Source organism: Flavobacterium sp. FlaQc-48 (assembly GCF_044007335.1).
Taxonomy (GTDB): domain Bacteria; phylum Bacteroidota; class Bacteroidia; order Flavobacteriales; family Flavobacteriaceae; genus Flavobacterium.
Genome location: NZ_JBIPCR010000025.1, coordinates 1 through 22,487 on the forward strand (window position 1 = coordinate 1; position 22,487 = coordinate 22,487).

Sequence of the window (22,487 nt, forward strand, 5' to 3'; positions counted from 1 at the left end):
CGTTCATCCTGAGCCAGGATCAAACTCTTCATCGTATATTGTTTGCTTGATTACTCAAGCTATTGTTATTCGAATCAGTCTCTATCGGTTCTTTTCAATCTCTCGATTATCTTACTCTTTATTCTTTGCCTTAACATCTCTGTTAAAGCGGCTGTCAATTCAATATGTCTACGAACGTGTATTTCTTTTTGTTTCGCTTGTTTCTCAAAGCGGGTGCAAAAGTAGAAAACTTATTTCTAACTGGCAAATGTTTTTTGAAGTTTTTTTTAAAGAAAATCTCTTTTCTTTTTTCTCCTAAACCCTACCAATCTATCAATGAACTTTCCGTGTTTTGCGGGGTGCAAATGTACACAATGTTTCCACATTTACAATACTTTTCACCGCACTTTTTTCAATGTTTTTCGAAATTTCACATTAACTCATTGATAATTCAGTATTTAAATTTAAATTATTTTTTACTAATTAAAGAATTTTCTCATTTAATACGTTTCTTTCGCAATATAGCTGCCTGAATGGCGAAGCTATTTAATAATCCTGTATCAAATATTGAATATCTGGCTCCAATTTTAATACAATATTATAATTGCGAATAAAGATCATACCTATACTATTATATGTATATAAAAAAAACGCGAAGGTCGTTTTCTTGCAACATAGTAAGGAAGCACAAATCTTGCTACTCAACCACTACTCCATAGTAGTGACCATAAGTTCACTTCGTCTGTTTAACTAATTCTTTATCTTTTTTATTCCGACTTGCTTTTTGTCCGGCCTTTTTACCTTATTCTAAAAAAGACAATAACGAGAAGAAGAAACTCAAATTTAAAAAGGTTTAAATAAAAAAAAATCCAAATCCCAATTTTTAAGTTGGGATTTGGATTTTACTATTTTGAATTGCTATCGTTTAGTCTAAAATAAAACTCACACTAACGTTTGCAATAACTTCAATTTCTCCAATTGCTAAAGTTTCATTTGAAGCGCCAGCTGAATCCATAGCCATCGATTTCATAGCTGCATACATTGGCTGCGGACGATACACCTGAGTATTATCAGAAATAGTATAAGCTTTACCCACTTTTTGTCCTAAAACCGAAACGTAATCTTCCGCTTTTAGTTTAGCCTCTTTTATTGCCAATTTACGAGCTTCAGTTTCAATTTGAGCTAATTTAGAAGTTTCAAAAGAAACTCTGTCTATACGATTTATACCTTGCTGTACAAGCCCTTCCATTAGTTCATCATATTTAGATAAATCTTTTAATACAATTTCTATTGTCTGAGTAGCATTGTAACTGGTTTTCTTTTTCTCATAATCGTATTGTGGATTAAGAGCTACTTGTTTTGTTTTAAAATCTGCTGTTGGAACATTTGATTTTTTAATAAATTTCAAAACCGCATCGATTTTTTCATCATTTTGTTTTTTGACATCTTTAGCATTATTCCCTTTTGTTTCAACAGTCGCTGAAATACAAACCTGATCAGGTGCTACTTTTACTTTTCCTTCTCCATTTACATTGATTTGAGGAATTTGTTTGGTTTCCTGGCCGTAAGACATAGTCATAAACATGATTGTTAAAAATAATACTACTTTCTTCATTTTTGTTATATTTAAGTTATTTGATAATGGACTTTCAAAAGTTGTGCCAGTGTTACAATTTACCCAATTTTGCCATTACAAAAAGTATCAAAATTGGAATTAATAACAAAACAACAATAAAAGTATGATCATAAAATAATGCCGGATCCTTTATTAAAGTAATCAGGTAACCACCTATTGCACCTCCAAAATGTGCTGTATGTCCAATATTATCATTTTTCGCTTTCATTCCATATATAGAATACAACAAATACAAAATTGCAAAAACATAACCCGGGAGCCAAATAAGAAAATATAATCCTATCTCTTTATCCGGATTTAGCAATATCGCTGAATACAAAACACCTGTCACAGCCCCCGAAGCCCCAACAGCACGATAACTGTAATCATTCTTATGGAACAACATGGTAAGCAAATTTCCAAAAATTAAACTTCCAAAATAAATCAAAACAAAAGAAATTGTACCTAAGTAATTTATTACGTCCGGTGCAAAAAACCAAAGGGTCAACATATTAAAAGCCAAGTGCATAATATCAACATGCAAAAAACCCGATGAAAGCATTCTGATTTGTTCTCCGGAACGAATACTTCCTACATGAAATTCGTATTTTCTAAAAAATGAAATATCATTAAAACCCTTATAACTAATCAAAGCATTGGCAACTATAATCCCAACTAAAATGGTATTCATAAAAAACATTTAATGTGAGTTGTAAATATAGTCATTCTTAAACATATGTTAGTGCCTAAGCAAAATATCGGTGTTATTCATTTTTACTTTATATTTGTAAAAAAAAATTAAATGCAATTTCTCGTTTATATACTAGCCTATCCTTTACTCTGGCTTATCTCTATACTTCCATTTCGATTATTTTACTGTTTATCAGATTGCGTATATTTTATTGTATATTACATAATTGGTTACAGAAGAAAAGTAGTTCGTGAAAACCTTACACTTACCCTGCCCAACTTAAATAAAGAAGAACTCAAAAAAATCGAGAAGAAATTTTACAGCCACATGTGCGATATGTTTCTGGAAACGATTAAAACGATGAGTATTTCGCCTGAAGAAATGGACAAGCGATTTCGCATTACCAATCTTGAACTTGTTAATGAATATGCCAAAAAAGGCAAAAGCGTTATTCTTGTCGCGTCACATTATGCAAGTTACGAATGGCTTTTGACTATTAATCCAAAACTTGCTTTTAAAGGAATTGCTGTTTATAAAAAGGTGGCAAATCCTTATTTTGATAAACTGGTACGTAAAATACGCTCAAAATACAATACTGAATTGGTCGAAACCAGATTAGCAATTCCAACTATGGCCAAAAACCAGCGTAATGGAATATTAAGCATGTATGGATTAGCAAGCGATCAGTCACCTAAATTAGATCGAATTTTTCATTCGATGAAATTTATGGGTATTGAGGTTCCTGTACATACAGGTGCTGAAATGCTGGCCAAAAAATACGATTTGAGTGTTATTTTTGTAAAAGTCAATAAAGTAGCCAGAGGTTATTATGAAGCAACTTTCGTATCTATTGCAGATAATCCTAACGATTATAAAAATTTTGACATTACAGAAAAATACCTGAGAGAAGTTGAAAAACAAATTTACGAAGCTCCCGAGTATTATTTATGGACACACAAAAGATGGAAACATCGCGTTGAAAACATCCAAACTTCATAAAAAAAAACACCTCTTTCAAAATTCAATGAAAGAGGTGTTTTTTTTTATGTTTGAATTACTAAAATTAAATTCCGGCTATTGCTTTTATTTCATCCATAATTCGAAGTGCCAAAACATCAGCTTTTTCCTGAGATGGAGCTTCAGTATAAATTCTAATGATGGGCTCAGTGTTTGATTTTCTTAAATGCACCCATTCTGTAGCAAAATCAATTTTTACACCATCGATTGTAGTAATATCTTCGTTTTTATACTTCTCAGTCATAGCAACCAAAATCGCATCGACATCAATCTGAGGTGTTAGTTCTATTTTATTTTTGCTCATATAATACTCCGGATACGAAGCTCTCAATGCCGAAACTGATATTTTTTTATTGGCCAGATGTGTCAGGAATAAGGCAACCCCCACCAAACTATCTCTTCCGTAATGAGATTCAGGATAAATAATTCCTCCATTCCCTTCACCGCCTATAATAGCATTATTTTTTTTCATTAACTCCACCACATTCACTTCTCCAACTGCACTGGCTTCATATTTTCCGCCATGAGCAACTGTAACATCGCGCAAAGCACGAGAAGAGGACATATTAGAAACTGTGTTCCCCGGAGTTTTACTTAAAACATAGTCAGCACAAGCTACCAAAGTATATTCTTCACCAAACATTTCCCCATCTTCACTGATAAAAGCCAAACGATCCACATCCGGATCCACGACAACTCCTAAATGGGCTTTTTCCTTTACTACTAATGCTGAAATATCTGTTAAATGCTCTTTTAAAGGTTCCGGATTATGAGGAAAATGTCCGTTTGGTTCGCAGTACAATTTCACTACTTCAACACCCATTAATTCTAACAATCTTGGAATAATAATCCCGCCCGAAGAATTTACCCCATCAACCACTACTTTAAATTTTGCTGCTTTTACCGCTTCAACATCTACTAAAGGCAAATTTAAAACCTCGTCGATGTGAATATCCATATAAGCATCATTCACTGTTATTTCACCTAAATTATCTACATCTGAAAAATCGAAAGCTTCAGCTTCGGCAATATCAAGAATTTTAGCTCCTTCTTCTCCGCTTAAAAATTCCCCCTTAGCATTTAGCAATTTTAAGGCATTCCATTGCTTTGGGTTATGAGAAGCTGTTAAAATAATTCCTCCATCTGCTTTTTCTAACGGAACGGCCACTTCTACAGTTGGCGTTGTAGAAAGCCCAAGATCAATTACATTAATTCCAAGACCTATTAAGGTATTCACTACCAAATTATGAATCATTGGCCCTGAAATTCTGGCATCACGACCAATTACCACTGTTAGTTTTTCTTTTGAAGTATTATTTTTCAGAAAAGTACCGTATGCCGATGCAAATTTTACAGCATCAACAGGAGTCAGATTATCTCCTACTTTTCCTCCAATTGTTCCGCGTATCCCTGATATCGATTTTATTAAAGTCATTTTTGTGAGTTATGGTTACCAGTTACAAATATAGAAAAGTTACTAAGGTTCTTAGTAGCCAAGACCCTAAGATTTTTAAAATATCATAAAAAAAGCTACAGGGATTTTAATCATATTAACTTTAGAAGCTGTCTTACTCAATAAAACCATATCAAAAAGTTTTCATACTTTTACTAAAATAAACTTATTGAATTAGCTATTTAAAAACCTTAGTACGTTTTACTACAGCAAACTTAGTATATTAGAACCTTAGCAACTCAAAAAAATGAATTTCCTAGCCCACATCTATTTGTCCGGAGATAATGACTTAATCAAAATTGGCAATTTTATGGCCGATGGAATTCGCGGGAAACAGTTTGAGCATTTTCCTGAAGAAGTTCAAAAAGGCATTATTTTGCATCGATCGATAGATACTTATACCGATTCGCATGATATTTTCAGACAAAGTACCAAGCGCTTACATGAAAAATACCATCACTACGCCGGTGTGATCGTTGATATTATCTACGATCATTTTTTAGCTAAAAACTGGGAGAAATATTCAGATGAAAAATTAGAAAAGTTTATTGATCGATTTTACAAATCATTGCACGAAAACTATCCTATTTTAAGTGAAAAAACACAGAATTTAATGCCTTATATGGTCAAGCAAAACTGGCTTTTAAGTTATCAGACCGTAGAAGGAATCCATTACGTTTTAACCCGAATGGACCAACGATCTAAAAACATGTCCAAAATGCAGTTTGCAAGTAACGAATTAGTAGAATTCTATACTGAATTTGAACAAGAATTTACTTTATTTTTCGAGGATCTGAAACAACACTCCAAACAAAAATTACTCACTTTATAAAATCAGCCAGATTCTATAAAAAATAAAAGACGATACTCTTTATGAAAAAAATAGCCTTTTTATTTAGCTTTATTTCTATTTACAGTTTTGCACAACAAGATCCTGTAAAACCAACCGGATTAGTAGCCACAAAAGCCATGGTCGTTTCGGCACGTGCAGAAGCTTCTAAAATTGGAGTTGAAATTATGAAAAAAGGAGGAAATGCTTTTGATGCCATGGTAGGTACTGAGTTAGCATTGGCAGTTGCTTATCCGTATGCGGGAAATATTGGTGGCGGTGGTTTTATGGTTTACCGAAAAGCAAATGGCGAAGTCGGCTCTTTAGATTATCGTGAAAAAGCTCCATTAGCAGCAACAAAAGATATGTTTCTGGATAAAGAGGGAAATGTAATAAAGGGTAAAAGTACTGAAACAGCTTTGGCAATTGGAGTTCCCGGAACAGTAGCCGGAGTTTTTGCTGTTCATAAGAAATTAGGATCTTTACCCATGTCGGAAATTCTAAAACCTGTTATTGCTCTTGCTGAAAAAGGCGTTATTGTAACCCAGAAACAACAAAAGCAATTGGAATCCTATCACGATGCAATTGTAAAAGTGAATGGCCCAAATACATTGATGGCAGGAAAATTTAAAGAAAATGACACTATAAAATACCCCGCTTTAGCCAGCACCTTAAAACGCATATTAAAAAACGGAAAAGATGAGTTTTATAAAGGTAAAACGGCTAAAGTTCTTGTAGAATATCTTCAGAAAAAAGGTGGTATTATTACGCTTAAAGATTTGGCAAGTTATGAAGCGCAATGGAGAAAACCATTACAATTTAATTATAAAGAATTAAAAATTACTTCAATGTCACCTCCTAGTAGTGGAGGAATTTGTCTCGCTCAAATCATGAAGATGATTTCTCCTTTTTATTTATCAAAAATGGGCCATAATTCAGAACAATCAATTCAGGTTATTGTAGAAGCCGAAAGAAGGGCGTATGCTGATAGAAGTCAGTTTTTAGGTGACCCTGATTTTGTCAAGATTCCAATTACCGGACTTTTATCTGATTCTTATTTAAAAGACCGAATGTCAACTTTTAATCCTGAAAAAGCGAGTTTATCATCTGAAATAAAAGAAGGAAAAGTAACTTATAACGAAAGTACTGAAACAACACATTATTCAATTGTAGATGCACAGGGAAATGCCGTTGCAGCAACTACAACCATAAATGATGGTTTTGGATCAAAATATTATTGTGATGAATTAGGTTTCTTTTTAAACAATGAAATGGATGATTTCAGTGCTAAACCGGGGTCGCCAAATATGTTTGGTCTGGTTGGAAACGAAGCCAATAGCATCGCACCACAAAAACGAATGTTAAGTTCGATGACGCCAACAATTGTGGAGAAAAACGGAAGTTTATTCATGGTTGTGGGATCACCAGGGGGATCGACCATTATAACTTCGGTTTTACAGGCAATTTTAAATGTTTATGAGTATAATTTAAGCATGCAGGAAGCTGTAAATGCACCGCGCTTTCATCATCAATGGTTACCGGACCTAATTACATTCGAGCCCAACGCCTTTAGCAACACCACAATTGATAAACTTAAAGCAAAAGGGTATTTGATTAATGAAAAAACAACACCTGTAATTGGCAAATTAGACTGTATTTTGGTTTTACCAAACAAAAGCCTTGAAGGTGGTGCAGATTATCGCGGGGATGATACTGCCGTTGGTTTTTAAATTAAATTTAAAGATTTGCATTAAAAATTATACGAATTCGATTGTTATAGGCTAAATTTGCATTATCCCTAACTTTTTACAGACAGAATGCTAAAAAAATATTTTAGAAAACTAGAAAGCATAATTGCTTTGGCACAATCATTAATGACTCCAAAGCAGTTTATTTTTTTATCAAGTGTTTTAATTGGGATTTCATGTTCTTTGGCTGTAATTATTCTGAAGACTTTTGCCCATAGCGTATTTTCTTTTGCTACTTATATCAATGGAATTTTAAAGTTAAGCTTTATTAACAGTATTCTTCCAATCATCGGGATTGTACTGACGGTTTTTGTCGTTAAAAGAGTTTTAAACGGAAGCATTGAAAAAGGGACTTCCCAAATTTTGTATGCCGTTGCAAAAAAGGCCAGCATTATTCCAAAAAAACAAATGTACGCACAAATTGTAACCAGCTCTTTAACGGTTGGTTTAGGAGGTTCTGCAGGTCTTGAAAGCCCAATTGTAATTACAGGGGCTGCATTTGGTTCTAATTTTGCCCAAAATTATAAATTACCCTATAAAGACCGGACTTTACTAATTGGTTGCGGCGTCGCGGCAGGAATTTCAGCAGCTTTTAATGCTCCAATTGCCGGTGTGTTATTTGCCATCGAAGTTCTATTGGTCGACGTTAGTATTTCTGCCTTTACTCCCATTATGATTTCGGCCGCGACTGGTGCTTTAGTTTCTGCTATTGTATTAGATGAAACTATTTTATTATCGTTTAAAAAGCAAGAAGTTTTTAACTTTCACAATATTCCATTTTATATTCTTTTAGGTGTATTGACAGGGTTTATTGCTGTTTACTATGCCCGAAATTTTCAAAAAGTCGAGCATTATTTTTCTAAATCAAAATGGAGTCCTTATAAAAAAGCACTGATTGGTTCTTCGCTATTGGCCTTACTGATCTTTATTTTTCCCACTCTTTTTGGAGAAGGTTATGAAAGTATCAAAACTTTGTCTGAAAGTGATCCCGGACAATTACTGGACAATACTTTATTTGCAGATTTCAGAAACAATCAGTGGGTTTTATTACTTTTTGTTGGATGTACAATGATGGTAAAAGTCTTTGCTTCAGGATTAACCCTTGGAAGTGGAGGAAATGGAGGGAATTTTGCGCCATCATTGTTTCTCGGATCGTATTTAGGTTATTTTTTCTCGAAATTCATCAGTCTGATTGGTTTATCAAAATTACCTATTAGTAATTTTACAATGGTTGGAATGGCGGGTATTTTGAGCGGGTTGTTTCATGCGCCGCTTACTGCTATATTCTTAATTGCAGAAATTACCGGTGGTTACGGATTGATGATTCCGCTTATGATCGTTTCTTCAATAAGTTTTGCAATTTCGAAACGTTTTGAAAAATATTCACTTGACGTAAAAAATCTGGCGAAAAAAGGACATGCTTTTACAAGTAATAAAGATTCAAACATCCTTTCCACTTTGGATATCGATACCATTATTCAGTGCGATTACTTAACGGTTCATCCAGATGATCATTTAACTAAACTGGTAGATCTTATTTCGCACTCCAACCAGGTCGTTTTTGCTGTGGTAAATAATGAAAAAGAGTTAGTTGGTATAGTTCATTTTAATGATATTCGGGAAATTATTTTCAATGCTTATCGCGTAAAATACACCCTTATTAAAGATGTTATGAAAACCCCTGCTGCCACTATTACATCTTTTGACAGTATGGAAATCGTAATGAGCAAATTCGAACAATCTAAATCGGCATTTCTTCCTGTTATCCGAAATGAAAAGTATTATGGATTCATTTCCAAATCTATAGCCCTCGAAGCCTATAGAATGAAACTCCGTTCCATGACCATTGAATAATCTTAATATCGGATAGATAAATTATTTGTATTATCCGATATTAAGAAGTATTTTTGTAGGATTATGTGGGATATAGACTTAACATACAGAGAAGAATTTCAATCAACATTTGATCGATTGTACCAAAAAAAGCTTGATTTGCAAAACAGCAGACCATTGCCCAATATTGCTTTGCATAAAATTCGCGAAAGCTTATCTCTCGAATGGACTTACAATTCTAATAGTATTGAAGGAAATACCATGAGTTTACGTGAAACCCAAATGGTCATCCAGGAAGGAATTACAATTAAAGGGAAATCACTTCGGGAACACTTCGAAACGCACAATCACGATAAGGCAATTGATTATCTATATTCTATTGTTGATGATCATTACCAACTTCGCAGTATTGATATTTTATCGATTCATGGATTGGTTTTACGTTCTATAGAAGATGATTTTGCAGGACGTTTACGCAATGGTGGTGTTCGTATTTCGGGAGCTAATTTTATGCCTCCCAATGCCAATAAAGTTTCAGATTATCTTGATGAATTAATTGACTTTATTACTAAAAATCCTTTAGGTTTAAACGATATTGAGCTGGCTACGATTTACCATCATAAATTAGTCTGGATTCATCCATTTTTTGATGGAAATGGCCGTACTGTGCGTTTAAGTATGAATTTATTATTGATGCGTTGTGGTTTTCCGCCTGCTATTATTCTTAAAAATGACAGAAAAAAATACTACGAGGCACTTAATCAGGCCAACAATGGCAAGTATCAAAAATTAACACTTTTGATGTGTCAGGCTTTAGAAAGAACACTCAACATCTATTTAAGTTCAATGCCGGGAAGCACTTATGACTATCAGCCCATACAAAATATTGTAAGTGAGCCTGAAACTCCCTACGGTCAGGAATACGTTAGTTTACTGGCCAGAACCGGGAAAATTGATGCTTACAAAGAAGGCAGAAACTGGTATACGACCAAAGAAGCCATCGAAGAATATATGGCAACCCGAAAAAGAAAACGCTAGTTCATACTAGCGTTATTTTGTTACTAATTGTAACATAAAGTTTTGCTATCGAGCACAAAAAGAACAAATCAAAGTGGTAACTTTGCGTTTTGCTCAAAATTATGTTAGAAAAAGACAATACTATTGAAGTTCTTGGTGCAAGAGTTCATAATCTTAAAAATATAGATATTTCTATTCCGCGTGAGAAACTGGTAGTCATTACTGGTTTATCGGGTTCGGGAAAATCCTCTTTGGCATTTGATACCATTTATGCCGAAGGACAACGTCGTTACGTAGAAACTTTTTCGGCTTATGCCAGACAGTTTCTTGGTGGCCTGGAACGTCCTGATGTTGATAAAATCGACGGACTTTCGCCTGTTATTGCGATTGAACAAAAAACAACCAGTAAAAGTCCTCGTTCTACCGTGGGAACTATTACTGAAATATACGATTTTCTTCGACTGCTTTATGCGCGAGGTGCTGATGCATACAGTTATAATACGGGCGAAAAAATGGTTTCGTATTCTGATGACCAGATTAAAGATCTGATCATTCAGGATTTTAATGGAAAACGCATCAATATCCTTGCTCCGATTATTAGAGCGAGAAAAGGTCATTATGCTGAATTATTTCAACAAATTACCAAACAAGGATTCCTGAAAGTTCGTGTCAACGGTGAAGTTCAGGATTTAGTTTCAGGAATGAAACTGGATCGTTATAAAACGCATGATATTGAAATTGTAGTCGACAGAATGTTGATTGAAAATACGGAGGATAATCAAAAACGTTTGGCCGAAAGCATTAATACAGCTATGCATCATGGCGAAAATGTACTGATGATTCTTGATCAGGACACCAATGAAGTTCGTTATTTCAGTAGAAACCTGATGTGCCCTACGACAGGGATTTCATACCAAAACCCTGAACCGAATTTATTTTCGTTCAACTCTCCAAAAGGAGCTTGTCCACATTGTAACGGATTGGGAACAGTGCACGAAATCAATGTAAAAAAGATTATTCCAAATCCTAAATTATCGATAAAAAGTGGCGGTTTTGCCCCGCTTGGTGAATACAAATCGTCCTGGATCTTCAAGCAATTAGAAGTTATTGGAGAAAAATTTGGTTTTAAAATAACAGATCCGATTGAGAAAATCCCGGAAGAAGCCCTGAACATGATTTTACAGGGGGGAAAAGAGAAATTCACCGTAAATTCTAAAGATTTAGGCGTTACCCGAGATTATAAAATAGATTTTGAAGGAATTTCACATTTCATCAAAAATCAATACGACGAAAGCGCTTCAACAACTATAAAACGTTGGGCAAAAGATTTCATGGACGAAATTAACTGTCCGGTTTGTGAAGGTTCCCGCCTGAAAAAAGAAGCTCAGTTTTTTAGGGTCAATGGAAAAAACATCACTGAATTATGTGATATGGATATCTCTGATTTGACAGCCTGGTTTCAGGATTTAAATAATCACTTAACAGACAAACAGCTCCTGATCGCATCAGAAGTTGTCAAAGAAATTAAAGATCGCCTCAACTTCCTGATGAATGTTGGTTTGAATTATCTGGCTTTAAGCCGAAGTTCAAAATCACTTTCGGGTGGGGAGGCACAACGTATTCGTCTTGCAACGCAAATTGGTTCACAATTGGTAGGCGTTTTATATATTCTCGACGAGCCAAGTATTGGTTTACACCAAAGAGACAATGAAAAATTAATTAAATCTCTGGAACAATTACGCGATATTGGAAACTCTGTTATTGTAGTTGAACATGATAAAGACATGATTGAAACGGCCGATTATGTAATTGATATAGGTCCGAAAGCAGGAAAATACGGAGGAGAAATTATCAGTATTGGAACTCCGGCAGAAACTTTAAAATCAAATACCATCACTGCTCAATATTTGAACGGTACCAGGAAACTAGAGATTCCGAAAGAACGCCGCAAAGGAAATGGTAAATTTTTAAAACTAACCGGAGCAACAGGAAATAACCTGAAAAATGTTTCAATCGAAATACCTTTAGGCCAATTAATTTGTGTTACAGGAGTTTCAGGAAGCGGAAAATCGACTTTGATCAACGAAACCCTCTATCCTATTCTGAATGCTTATTATTTTAATGGTGTTAAAAAGCCGCAACCTTATAAAAAGATTGAAGGCTTAGAACATATTGACAAAGTAATCGACATTGACCAAAGTCCGATTGGAAGAACACCACGTTCAAATCCCGCTACTTATACCGAGGTTTTTACCGAAATCAGAAATCTGTTTACGATGACTTCTGAAAGTATGATTCGTGGTTATAAAGCCGGACGTTTTAGTTTTAATGTAAAAGGCGGACGTTGTGAAACTTGCGAAGGCTCCGGAGTCAGAACCATCGAAATGAACTTTTTACCTGATGTGTATGTAGAATGCGAAACCTGTCAGGGGAAACGTTTTAACAGGGAAACTTTAGAAATTCGATATAAAGGAAAATCTATTTCGGATGTGCTGAATATGACGGTTGATGAAGCAGTTCCGTTTTTTGAAAACATTCCGAAGATTTACAGAAAAGTAAAAACGATTCAAGATGTTGGCTTAGGATATATCACACTTGGTCAACAAAGTACAACACTTTCCGGTGGTGAGGCACAGCGTATAAAACTTGCCGGAGAATTGTCTAAAAAAGATACCGGAAATACATTTTACATCTTAGATGAACCAACTACAGGATTACATTTTGAAGATATTAGAGTATTAATGGAAGTCATTAACAAACTGGTTGATAAAGGAAATACGATTCTGGTTATTGAACATAATATGGACGTTATTAAACTTGCCGATTACATCATTGACATTGGTCCTGAAGGCGGAAAAGGTGGTGGACAATTAATCGCAAAAGGAACTCCGGAAGAAGTAGCAAAAAATAAAAAAAGCTATACGGCTAAGTTTTTGAAGAAAGAGCTAATTTAGTATTTGATTTTATAAAGATAATGGCTTAAATATTTATAAAAATATCATTATAACCACTTTAAGTTTGAAAGTACATCCAGATTTCAGGAGTTATTAAAAGTTGTAAAGCAATTATCTCCATCAGAAAAATTAAAACTTAATGGTGAAATTTGAAAAGATGACATTGAAATTCCTATTGAACATCAAAAAAGAGTTTTACATAGAATTAAAAAAAGTCAAATCTCAAATTAACTCTTTAAAAATACAACCTTGTATTTGTACGGTTTGATACAAAGATGTTCGTTGCATGCTTATTAAAAAGTTTCCATTTATATTCATTGTACAATTAATAAAAAGTATTCTTTAGTCGAAATTTTTGCAATCTATCATACTAGTCGAAATCCGGAAATTTGGAATTCCAGAGTATAATAATTTAAGTCCATTTTCAAATCCTTTTAAAATATAAACAAGACAATATAAGTTCCCAAAGGACGAAGTATATGGCAACAACGTTTAGATGTTCCAAAAATAATCCGTCAATTTGGATCTAAGATATAATTACATTTGAAGAAAATAAATCATCATTAGGCATTCTGTTTTAATCTTCTGATAATGAATCCACAACCAAAAATACAGCTTTAGAAATGTTACATTTAAATTAATAAATCCCCATTTCTGTAACAATTCTCGAAAAAAGCAGTAATTTAGTGCGCCCTTTTTGTCAAAGTTTTTGATTTTGACAATTTTTTATGGGTTAAAAACAAAAGTTCAATTAAAAACTAATACCCTAGCCCTGATGGGAGCGGCATCCTTTTGTGGTGGGGTTCACCACAAAAGATATAGCGGACAGCAGGAAACAGCTCCTTACATCTAATATACTGAGGATGAAAATTTTAAAAAAGACACAACTTAAATAAAAATATAAATAATTAAAATACCTAAAATGAGATTAGAAGATTTTGATAATGATGAGGACAAAGTAATTCAGGACCGTTTGAAACAAAAAACGTGGAATGAAATTAGAACAAACGATAGCTGGGCGATTTTTAAAATCATGGCTGAGTTTGTAAACGGTTACGAAAGCATGGGACGTATTGGCCCTTGTGTATCTATTTTTGGTTCGGCGAGAACAAAACCAGATGATAAATACTATTTACTGGCAGAAAAAATTGCTTATAAAATCAGTAAAGCAGGTTACGGTGTAATCACAGGAGGTGGTCCCGGAATCATGGAAGCTGGTAACAAAGGAGCACATTTAGGAGGCGGAACTTCGGTTGGATTAAACATCGAATTGCCTTTTGAACAACACTTTAATCCTTATATTGACCACGATAAAAACCTGAATTTCGATTATTTCTTTGTGAGAAAAGTAATGTTCGTTAAATATTCGCAAGGTTTTGTGGTAATGCCGGGAGGCTTTGGAACTTTAGACGAAATGTTTGAAGCTATTACATTAATCCAAACCAAGAAAATTGGAAAATTCCCTATTATTCTGGTTGGTGTTGAATTCTGGTCTGGTTTGATTGAATGGGTAAAAACAGTTTTAGTAGAAAAAATGCATACGGTTAGCCCGGAAGATTTAAACTTATTTAAAATCGTTGATACTGAGGATGAAGTTGTTGATGTATTAGATAAATTTTACAAGAAATATGATTTAAGTCCTAATTTCTAAAATATATTCTCACCATATCAGTGATATTAAATTCATTTAAGCCTGCTCTATAAATCATTAAACTTAAATTTATTTCTATAACTTATATAGTGAAACTACATTAAATCTTACAAAAAAATGAAAGCTGTTTTTTAAAACAGCTTTTTTTATAGTATTTTTACAAAAAACCAAAACAACTTTATGCTCGTAATTTAAGTATATCCCTTAATTTTTAAGCCATCCTTGAAATCATTTTATAAAATTATATTTTTTGTTTTTGTTTTACTCAGTTCAGTAAAACAATATGCGCAACATCAGTCTAAGATGGAAGTGGCGGTCAATCTTGAACTTAAAACACTGAATGTAAAACAGGATATTACGTATTACAACACCTCAAACGATTCTTTGATTTCTATTGTTTTAAATGACTGGAACAACGCTTTCTCTGATAAAAATACACCCTTGGCAAAAAGATTCTCAGATGAGTTTTACAGAGGTTTTCATTTAGCGAAAGCTGCAGAAAGAGGAAATACAACCATTTTAAATCTAACGGATTCTGATTATACTGCTCTTGAATGGCAAAGAACCGAGAAAGATCCGGATTATATCGTTGTGAAACTAAACAGAAAATTACGTCCGGGTGAAAAAATCGATTTGCATTTAACTTATATTTCTAAAATTCCGAGTGACAAATTTACGCGTTACGGTTTTGATCAAAATGGCGGCATGAACCTAAAAAACTGGTTTATTAGCCCGGCTCGTTTCGAAAATCATCGCTTTATGAAATACAACAATTTCAATTTGGATGATATCGCAAATGCCGGTACAGATTATGAAATTGAAATAAAAATTCCAAATCAATATACTGTAACCTCTGATTTGAATCTGATTTCAGAAGATGCCACAACACCTTCTTTCAAAACTTTATCTTTATCCGGTAAAAACAGAACAGATTTTAATTTGTTCATAGAAAAGCAAAATAGTTTTAAAAGCTATGATAATGGCTCCTTAGAAGTGCTTACGAATCTTAAGAACAAAAAAATAAGCGAAATCCAAAAGGCCATTATCATTAACAGAGTGGTGGATTTTGCAGACACTTTTATTGGAAAATACCCACATCAAAAAATTACGGTTTCGCAAGTAGATTATGATCGAAATCCGTTTTACGGGCTTAATCAGCTGCCTTCTTTTATTAGCCCGTTTTCAGATGATTTTGTCTTTGAAATTACGTTCTTAAAAACGTATCTGAACAATTATTTAAAAAACAGTTTACATTTAGATCCCAGAAGAGACAATTGGGTTTATGACGGAATTCAGATTTATGCGATGATGCATTTTATGGAAGAAAACCATTTAGACCAAAAGATGCTTGGACGACTTTCGGACATGAAACTCTTTAAAAGTTACAGCATTACAAATTTGACATTTAATGAGCAATACAGCTATTATTATATGTTAATGGCCCGAAAAAACCTGGATCAGCCTCTTGGTGACCCAAAAAACATTTTAATAAAATTCAACGAGCAAATTGCCAGTAAATATCGTGCGGGTTTAAGTCTTAGTTACTTAGATGATTATTTAAATCATAATATTGTTCCTGAAAGTGTACAGGAATTTTATAACCTGAATAAAAACCAGCAAACAAATCGATACGATTTCGAAAAAATCCTGACCAAAAACAGCCCAAAAAATATCGATTGGTTTTTTAAAACTATTATAGATTCCAGAGATATTATTGATTATAAATTTACAAATGTTTCCAGAACAAAAGACAGTGTACAATTTTCTATAAAAAACAAAACGGGTATTTATGTGCCAATTCCGGTTTACGGAATTAAGAAAAATGAAGTTGTTTTTAAAACATGGATTGAACCCAAAAAGGCTGATTCTATTTATGAGTTTGAGAGAAAAAATGCGGATAAAATAGTACTCAATTATGAGAATGAAGTTCCGGAGTACAACCAAAGAAACAACTGGAAATCACTTAAAAATCTGGTAATTACCAATCGCCCGATAAAATTTAATTTCGCTAAAGATCTTGAAGATCCTTATTACAACCAGATTTTATACATTCCTACACTTACCTACAATTTATATGATGGTTTTACGCCAGGAATACGTTTTCACAATAAAACGATTCTGGATAAACCTTTTACATTTGATATTAATCCGGCTTATTCCCTAAATGCGGGAACAATTTCCGGTTCATCCGCTTTTTCGTGGAGCGAATATTATCGAAACAGTACGCTTTATAATGTACGATATTCTATCAGTCAGAATTATTTTCACTATGCGCCAGATGCTGCTTATTTAAGATTGAACCCGATGGTTCAGTTTAGGATACGCGAAGAAAATTTCAGGGACAACAGAAAGCAATTGATTATGTTTCGCCAGGTTATTGTAAACCGTGAAGCAAGTCAATTTATAACGGATAATTCAAAACCAAATTATTCTGTTTTTAATGCCCGGTACATGAATACTAAAACGGAATTAATAAATCATTTCAACTTTATGACTGATGTTCAGTTTTCCGGAGATTTTGGAAAACTTGCCGGAGAAATAGAATACAGAAGATTATTTGAAAACAATCATAAATTAAATTTAAGGTTATACGCCGGAAGCTTTTTGTACAACACAACAAATTCAGATTATTTTAGTTTTGGTTTAGATCGTCCAACAGATTATATGTTTGATTATAATTTTTATGGAAGATCTGAAAGTACCGGTTTTTTCAGTCAGCAATTTGTTATGGCCGAAGGAGGTTTTAAGTCAAAACTAGAGCCATCCTATGCCAATCAATGGATGACAACATTAAATGCCAGTTATTCTATCTGGAACTGGATTGAAGCTTATGGCGATATTGGTTTTATGAAAAGTAAACGTCAAAGCGAGAATTTTGTATACGACAGTGGCATTCGGTTAAATTTAGTTCCGGACTATTTTGAACTTTATTTTCCGGTTTATTCGAATAACGGCTGGGAGATTTCTCAAAATAAATACAACGAAAAAATTCGATTTGTGATTACTTTGTCTCCAAAAACATTAGTTAATCTTTTCACCAGAAAATGGTTCTAATCAAATAAATTTTAAACAAAAACATGCGATATTATCATTAAATTTCATTTTTAAATACAAATAACATAAATAAAACCCATAGTTTTTTGATTTTAAATACAGATAATTAAATTATATTTATTTTAAAGAATTATGATTATTGATTGTTTTTAAGTAATTTCGCAGTCTAAACCATGACCCTCAAGATTATGATAAAAGAAAAAAGCAATACTACATTAACATTTGAAGATTTCAAAACTGAGGTATTGAATGACTACAGAATTGCAGTAACCAGCCGCGAATGTAGCCTTTTAGGTCGTAAGGAAGTTTTAACAGGAAAGGCCAAATTTGGAATTTTCGGTGACGGAAAAGAGGTGCCACAGCTTGCTATGGCAAAAGCCTTTAAAAACGGGGATTTCCGCTCAGGATACTATCGCGATCAGACTTTTATGATGGCTATTGGTGAGTTGACTCCAAAGCAATTTTTCGCAGGTTTATATGGCCACACAGATTTAGATTTTGATCCAATGTCTGCCGGAAGACAAATGGGCGGACATTTTGTAACGCACAGTTTGAACGAAGATGGTTCCTGGAAAGACCTTACAAAACAAAAAAATTCAAGTTCCGATATATCACCTACTGCAGGACAAATGCCAAGATTATTAGGATTGGCTCAGGCTTCTAAAATTTACAGAAACGTTGACGGAATTACTGTTAAAGATAAATTTTCTGTAAATGGAAATGAAGTAGCCTGGGGAACTATAGGAAATGCAAGTACATCAGAAGGTTTGTTTTTTGAAACCATCAACGCTGCCGGAGTTTTACAAGTTCCGATGATCATGAGCGTTTGGGATGATGAATACGGAATTTCTGTTCATGCCAAACATCAAACCACTAAAGAAAATATTTCTGAAATCCTTAAAGGATACCAACGCGATGAAGATTCAAAAGGGTATGAAATTTTTAGGGTTAAAGGCTGGGATTATGCCGAATTGGTTTCTACCTACGAAAGAGCCGGAGCTATTGCCAGAGAAGAACATATTCCGGTTTTAATTCACGTAAACGAATTAACACAGCCACAGGGTCACTCTACTTCTGGTTCGCACGAACGTTATAAAAGCGGAGAAAGACTGGCTTGGGAGAGAGATTTTGATTGTATCCGCCAGATGCGTTTATGGATGGTTGCCATTAACATAGCATCACCGGAAGAATTAGCCGAAATTGAATCTGAATTGAAAAAAGAAGTTCTTGAAGCTAAAAAAGACGCCTGGAATTCCTTTATCAATCCAATTATTGAAGATCAAAAAAATCTATTGGCTTTATTGGAACAAATTGCTGAAGCAAGTATCAACCATAAAGACAGAATCAGAAAATATATTTCAGAACTAAGTGCAATAAAAGCACCATTAAAAAAGGAATTACTGGTTCATGCCCGAAAAATATTGCGTTTTATCGAAGTTCCCAACAGCAAAGTTATTTTGTCTCAATGGATCACCAATTTCATTAGTTTAACACAGGAAAATTTTAGTAGTAATCTACATTCTGAATCGAATCAAAATGTTTTTTCAGTAGAAAAGGTACTTCCTGAATATGCTGATAATGCAAAAGCTGATTTAGACGGACGTATGATTTTGCGTGACAATTTCGATGCTTTATTTACGAAATATCCTGAAACCTTAATTTTTGGTGAAGATGTCGGAAACATTGGCGATGTAAACCAGGGGCTAGAAGGCATGCAGGAAAAATATGGTGAGCTTCGTGTTGCCGATGTTGGTATTCGTGAAGCAACTATTATTGGACAAGGAATTGGAATGGCCTTAAGAGGTTTACGCCCTATTGCCGAAATTCAGTATTTAGATTATTTACTATATGCCATTCAAATCATGAGTGATGATTTGGCAACATTGCAATACAGAACTGTAGGCAAACAAAAAGCACCATTAATTATCAGAACCCGCGGACACCGATTAGAAGGTATCTGGCACTCTGGTTCCCCAATGGGAATGATTATCAATGCCATTCGTGGTATTCATGTTCTGGTTCCCAGAAACATGACACAAGCAGCAGGATTTTACAACGCTCTTTTAGAGACTGATGAACCTGCTTTGGTAATTGAATGTTTAAATGGTTACCGTTTAAAAGAAAAAACACCTTTGAATTTTGGTGAATTCAAAACCCCAATTGGTGTTGTTGAAACCCTAAAAGAAGGTTCAGATATTACTTTAGTTTCGTACGGATCAACTTTAAGACTGGTAGAGCAGGCTGCAACTGAATTATTAGATCTAGGCATTGATTGTGAAGTTATCGATATTCAGTCCCTGCTTCCGTTTGACATCAATAAAGATATTGTAAAAAGCATCGCTAAGACGAACCGTCTTTTAGTAATAGACGAAGATGTTCCGGGTGGAGCTTCAGCTTTCATTTTACAACAAATTCTTGAAGAGCAAGATGCTTATCATCATTTAGACAGTAAACCACAAACTCTTGCCGCAAAAGCACACAGGCCTGCTTACGGAACGGATGGCGATTATTTCTCTAAACCTTCTGCCGAAGATATTTTCGAAAAAGTTTACAGCATGATAAATGAGGTTAATCCTTCTAAATTTCCTAGTTTATACTAAGAGTTTAGTCTGATTTTAAATATAAAAAAAGCTCCAAATCAATTGATTTGGAGCTTTTTTATTCTGAGAAACGAAGAATCAAACAGGTGAACCGACAAAGATTACCGACATTCTATACGGAGTTTATTGTGCAATTCTTCGTTCCTCAGAATGAAAAAAAGTTGTCTTTATATGAAAAAGAATTACTTTACAGAAGACTTAGTTTTAAAATCTGTCTAAATCTATGACTATAGTTGCAATTTTGCGTGATCCCTGTACCAGTTCGTAACTACTTAGCTCCCAAAATAGCCCTCGCCTTCTCTAAATCTTCAGCTGTATCAATTCCAATTCCAACATGCGTTGTTTCAACCATTTTAATGCGTTTTCCGAATTCCAGATACCTTAGCTGTTCCAGTTTTTCAGAAGCTTCCAAAGATTTCATAGGAAGGCTGTAAAAGTCTAATAATGCTTGTTTTCTAAAAGCGTAAATTCCGATATGCTGAAAATAACGAACTCCGGCATCTTTATCTCTCGGATACGGAATTACTGATCTTGAAAAATATAATGCAAACTGCGATTGATCCACCACTACTTTTACATTATTCGGGTTATTGATTTCCTCTTCATCTGTAATTTCACGCATTAGCGAAGCCAAATCAATATTTTTGTCTTTATCATTTTTAAATACGGATAAGACCTGCTCTAAAGGCCCGGCTTCTGTAAAAGGCTCATCACCTTGTACATTCACCACAATATCAACATCCAGATTTGAAACAGCTTCAGCAATGCGATCACTTCCGGATTCATGTTCCCTGATACTCATAATGGCTTTTCCGCCCTGGTTTACAATTTCATCAAATATCAAATCGGAATCAGTTACCACAAATACATCATCGAATAATTTTGTTGCAACTGTTGCTTCATATGTTCTTAAAATTACCGTTTTACCCCCAAGATCCTGCATTAATTTTGCAGGAAAACGTGTTGATGCATATCGCGCCGGAATTACAGCTATTATTTTCATTCTCAATATCTTTAATTTTCTATTTTTTTTATTCTCTATGAAGCTGTGTGGCACAACTATAACACCAAGTGTGCAAAGATATCACATAGATTCAAAACATTTTATTACATAATTTTAACCGAAGTCATACTTAAAGAACCGGCTAATAATTTGTCATTAAACAAATCCAGTTCTTCTGATTTTTCTTTTAAGCCTAAAGTATACAGCAAAGGCAAATAATGATCCGGTGTTGGAATCGCTAATTGAATGGCTTTGTTCATTTTTTCGAAATCAATCAAGGGTTGAAAATTCCCATCTAACAAATAATGATTGATGGTTTCACGTGCTTCAATTGCCCAATCGTAACCGTAATTGTCTTTATCAAAATTTCTAAAATCAACCAGACGCAGATTGTGAACGATGTTTCCGCTTCCGATAATTAAAACTCCTTTATGACGTAATGATTGTAACTTCTGCGCCAACTCAAAATGATATTGTCCCGACTTCGTATAATCAATACTTAACTGAATCACCGGAACATTTGCTTCCGGATATAAATGCTTAATTACACTCCACGCACCGTGATCCAATCCCCAATGTTCATCTAAATCTACAAGAACAGGTTCTAGTATTTTCTTGGTTTCAAATGCCAGTTCAGGGCTTCCTTTTGCGGGATACTGCACATCAAATAAGGCTTGCGGAAAACCTCCAAAATCATGAATGGTCCTTGGCATTTGCATCGAAGTTACCTTAGTTCCATTTGTAAACCAATGCGCTGATATACATAAAATCGCATTAGGTTGCGGTAATGTTTTAGCCAGATCCCGGAAACCGGCCACAAACTGATTTTCTTCTATGGCATTCATTGGGCTGCCGTGTCCTAAAAATAAAACCGGCATTTTATCGGTATTCGAAAACGTAGAAGAAATCGAATGTAAGTCGTTTAGTGTTGTCATTGTAAATAGTTATAAACACGAATTTTCTGCGTCTGTTCGTTGTCGCCCGAGTCACAGATTTCACTAATGGTAAATCTAAAAAAATAATTCGTGTTAATTTGTGCAATT

At 34.2% G+C, this 22,487-nt stretch carries 14 protein-coding genes; 9 read left to right on the top strand and 5 right to left on the bottom strand.

Features of this window, described 5'->3' with window-relative positions; genetic code table 11:
• Positions 1 to 904: 904 nt before the first annotated feature.
• Both ACHRWY_RS25490 and ACHRWY_RS25495 read right to left on the bottom strand, forming a co-directional pair.
• Positions 905 to 1,594 (bottom strand): SIMPL domain-containing protein, encoded by a 690-nt coding sequence (locus ACHRWY_RS25490; protein WP_395358464.1) that lies wholly within the window; start codon positions 1,592 to 1,594, stop codon positions 905 to 907.
• A gap of 52 nt (positions 1,595 to 1,646) precedes the next feature.
• Positions 1,647 to 2,285 carry a rhomboid family intramembrane serine protease gene (locus ACHRWY_RS25495; protein ID WP_395358466.1) on the bottom strand — a complete coding sequence of 213 codons (639 nt, stop codon included), beginning with the start codon at positions 2,283 to 2,285 and terminating at the stop codon, positions 1,647 to 1,649.
• A gap of 111 nt (positions 2,286 to 2,396) precedes the next feature.
• Here ACHRWY_RS25495 and ACHRWY_RS25500 point away from each other — a divergent pair, with 111 nt between their 5' ends.
• Complete coding sequence (locus tag ACHRWY_RS25500; protein WP_395358468.1) at positions 2,397 to 3,284, top strand: lysophospholipid acyltransferase family protein; 888 nt, start codon at positions 2,397 to 2,399, stop codon at positions 3,282 to 3,284.
• 64 nt (positions 3,285 to 3,348) lie between these two features.
• Here ACHRWY_RS25500 and glmM read toward each other — a convergent pair whose 3' ends face one another.
• Complete coding sequence (glmM, locus tag ACHRWY_RS25505; protein ID WP_395358470.1) at positions 3,349 to 4,737, bottom strand: phosphoglucosamine mutase; 1,389 nt, start codon at positions 4,735 to 4,737, stop codon at positions 3,349 to 3,351.
• Positions 4,738 to 5,002: 265 nt separating this feature from the next.
• Between glmM and ACHRWY_RS25510 the strand changes: the two genes are divergently transcribed.
• The 8 genes from ACHRWY_RS25510 to ACHRWY_RS25545 all read left to right on the top strand — a co-directional run bounded on the left by ACHRWY_RS25510 (position 5,003) and on the right by ACHRWY_RS25545 (position 20,441).
• Entirely contained in the window at positions 5,003 to 5,587 is a 585-nt protein-coding gene (locus ACHRWY_RS25510; RefSeq protein WP_395358472.1) for an ACP phosphodiesterase, read from the top strand.
• A 41-nt stretch (positions 5,588 to 5,628) separates the two neighbouring features.
• Positions 5,629 to 7,314: a gamma-glutamyltransferase gene (ggt, locus tag ACHRWY_RS25515; RefSeq protein ID WP_395358474.1), complete on the top strand. Its 1,686-nt coding sequence runs from the start codon at positions 5,629 to 5,631 to the stop codon at positions 7,312 to 7,314.
• 87 nt (positions 7,315 to 7,401) lie between these two features.
• A complete protein-coding gene (locus ACHRWY_RS25520; protein WP_395358476.1) occupies positions 7,402 to 9,186 on the top strand; it encodes a chloride channel protein in 1,785 nt (594 codons plus the stop codon).
• Between the two features lie 63 nt (positions 9,187 to 9,249).
• Positions 9,250 to 10,203, top strand: a complete 954-nt coding sequence (locus tag ACHRWY_RS25525; protein ID WP_395358479.1) for a Fic family protein — start codon at positions 9,250 to 9,252, stop codon at positions 10,201 to 10,203.
• Between the two features lie 101 nt (positions 10,204 to 10,304).
• Positions 10,305 to 13,136, top strand: coding sequence for an excinuclease ABC subunit UvrA (gene uvrA / locus ACHRWY_RS25530; RefSeq protein ID WP_395358481.1), 2,832 nt, complete (start codon positions 10,305 to 10,307; stop codon positions 13,134 to 13,136).
• Between the two features lie 922 nt (positions 13,137 to 14,058).
• Positions 14,059 to 14,787 carry a TIGR00730 family Rossman fold protein gene (locus ACHRWY_RS25535; protein WP_068845660.1) on the top strand — a complete coding sequence of 243 codons (729 nt, stop codon included), beginning with the start codon at positions 14,059 to 14,061 and terminating at the stop codon, positions 14,785 to 14,787.
• 303 nt (positions 14,788 to 15,090) lie between these two features.
• The gene (locus ACHRWY_RS25540) at positions 15,091 to 17,841 is read left to right on the top strand and encodes an aminopeptidase (protein WP_395358570.1); all 2,751 of its coding nucleotides are present in this window, start codon (positions 15,091 to 15,093) and stop codon (positions 17,839 to 17,841) included.
• 188 nt (positions 17,842 to 18,029) lie between these two features.
• Entirely contained in the window at positions 18,030 to 20,441 is a 2,412-nt protein-coding gene (locus ACHRWY_RS25545) for a thiamine pyrophosphate-dependent enzyme (protein ID WP_395358483.1), read from the top strand.
• A gap of 268 nt (positions 20,442 to 20,709) precedes the next feature.
• On the opposite strand, the gene kdsB is transcribed toward ACHRWY_RS25545, so the two are convergent.
• Together kdsB and ygiD are read right to left on the bottom strand one after the other, a co-directional pair.
• A complete protein-coding gene (kdsB, locus tag ACHRWY_RS25550; protein WP_395358485.1) occupies positions 20,710 to 21,444 on the bottom strand; it encodes a 3-deoxy-manno-octulosonate cytidylyltransferase in 735 nt (244 codons plus the stop codon).
• A gap of 104 nt (positions 21,445 to 21,548) precedes the next feature.
• Positions 21,549 to 22,379 (bottom strand): 4,5-DOPA dioxygenase extradiol, encoded by an 831-nt coding sequence (gene ygiD, locus ACHRWY_RS25555; protein WP_395358487.1) that lies wholly within the window; start codon positions 22,377 to 22,379, stop codon positions 21,549 to 21,551.
• Positions 22,380 to 22,487: the final 108 nt, after the last annotated feature.

Coding starts and splice junctions, on each gene's coding strand:
- ACHRWY_RS25495 (WP_395358466.1), bottom strand. CDS start 2,285: ATGAATACCATTTTAGTTGGGATTATAGTTGCCAATGCTTTGATTAGT.
- ggt (WP_395358474.1), top strand. CDS start 5,629: ATGAAAAAAATAGCCTTTTTATTTAGCTTTATTTCTATTTACAGTTTT.
- ACHRWY_RS25500 (WP_395358468.1), top strand. CDS start 2,397: ATGCAATTTCTCGTTTATATACTAGCCTATCCTTTACTCTGGCTTATC.
- ACHRWY_RS25545 (WP_395358483.1), top strand. CDS start 18,030: ATGATAAAAGAAAAAAGCAATACTACATTAACATTTGAAGATTTCAAA.
- ACHRWY_RS25490 (WP_395358464.1), bottom strand. CDS start 1,594: ATGAAGAAAGTAGTATTATTTTTAACAATCATGTTTATGACTATGTCT.
- uvrA (WP_395358481.1), top strand. CDS start 10,305: ATGTTAGAAAAAGACAATACTATTGAAGTTCTTGGTGCAAGAGTTCAT.
- ACHRWY_RS25510 (WP_395358472.1), top strand. CDS start 5,003: ATGAATTTCCTAGCCCACATCTATTTGTCCGGAGATAATGACTTAATC.
- glmM (WP_395358470.1), bottom strand. CDS start 4,737: ATGACTTTAATAAAATCGATATCAGGGATACGCGGAACAATTGGAGGA.
- ACHRWY_RS25520 (WP_395358476.1), top strand. CDS start 7,402: ATGCTAAAAAAATATTTTAGAAAACTAGAAAGCATAATTGCTTTGGCA.
- kdsB (WP_395358485.1), bottom strand. CDS start 21,444: ATGAAAATAATAGCTGTAATTCCGGCGCGATATGCATCAACACGTTTT.
- ygiD (WP_395358487.1), bottom strand. CDS start 22,379: ATGACAACACTAAACGACTTACATTCGATTTCTTCTACGTTTTCGAAT.
- ACHRWY_RS25525 (WP_395358479.1), top strand. CDS start 9,250: ATGTGGGATATAGACTTAACATACAGAGAAGAATTTCAATCAACATTT.
- ACHRWY_RS25540 (WP_395358570.1), top strand. CDS start 15,091: ATGGAAGTGGCGGTCAATCTTGAACTTAAAACACTGAATGTAAAACAG.
- ACHRWY_RS25535 (WP_068845660.1), top strand. CDS start 14,059: ATGAGATTAGAAGATTTTGATAATGATGAGGACAAAGTAATTCAGGAC.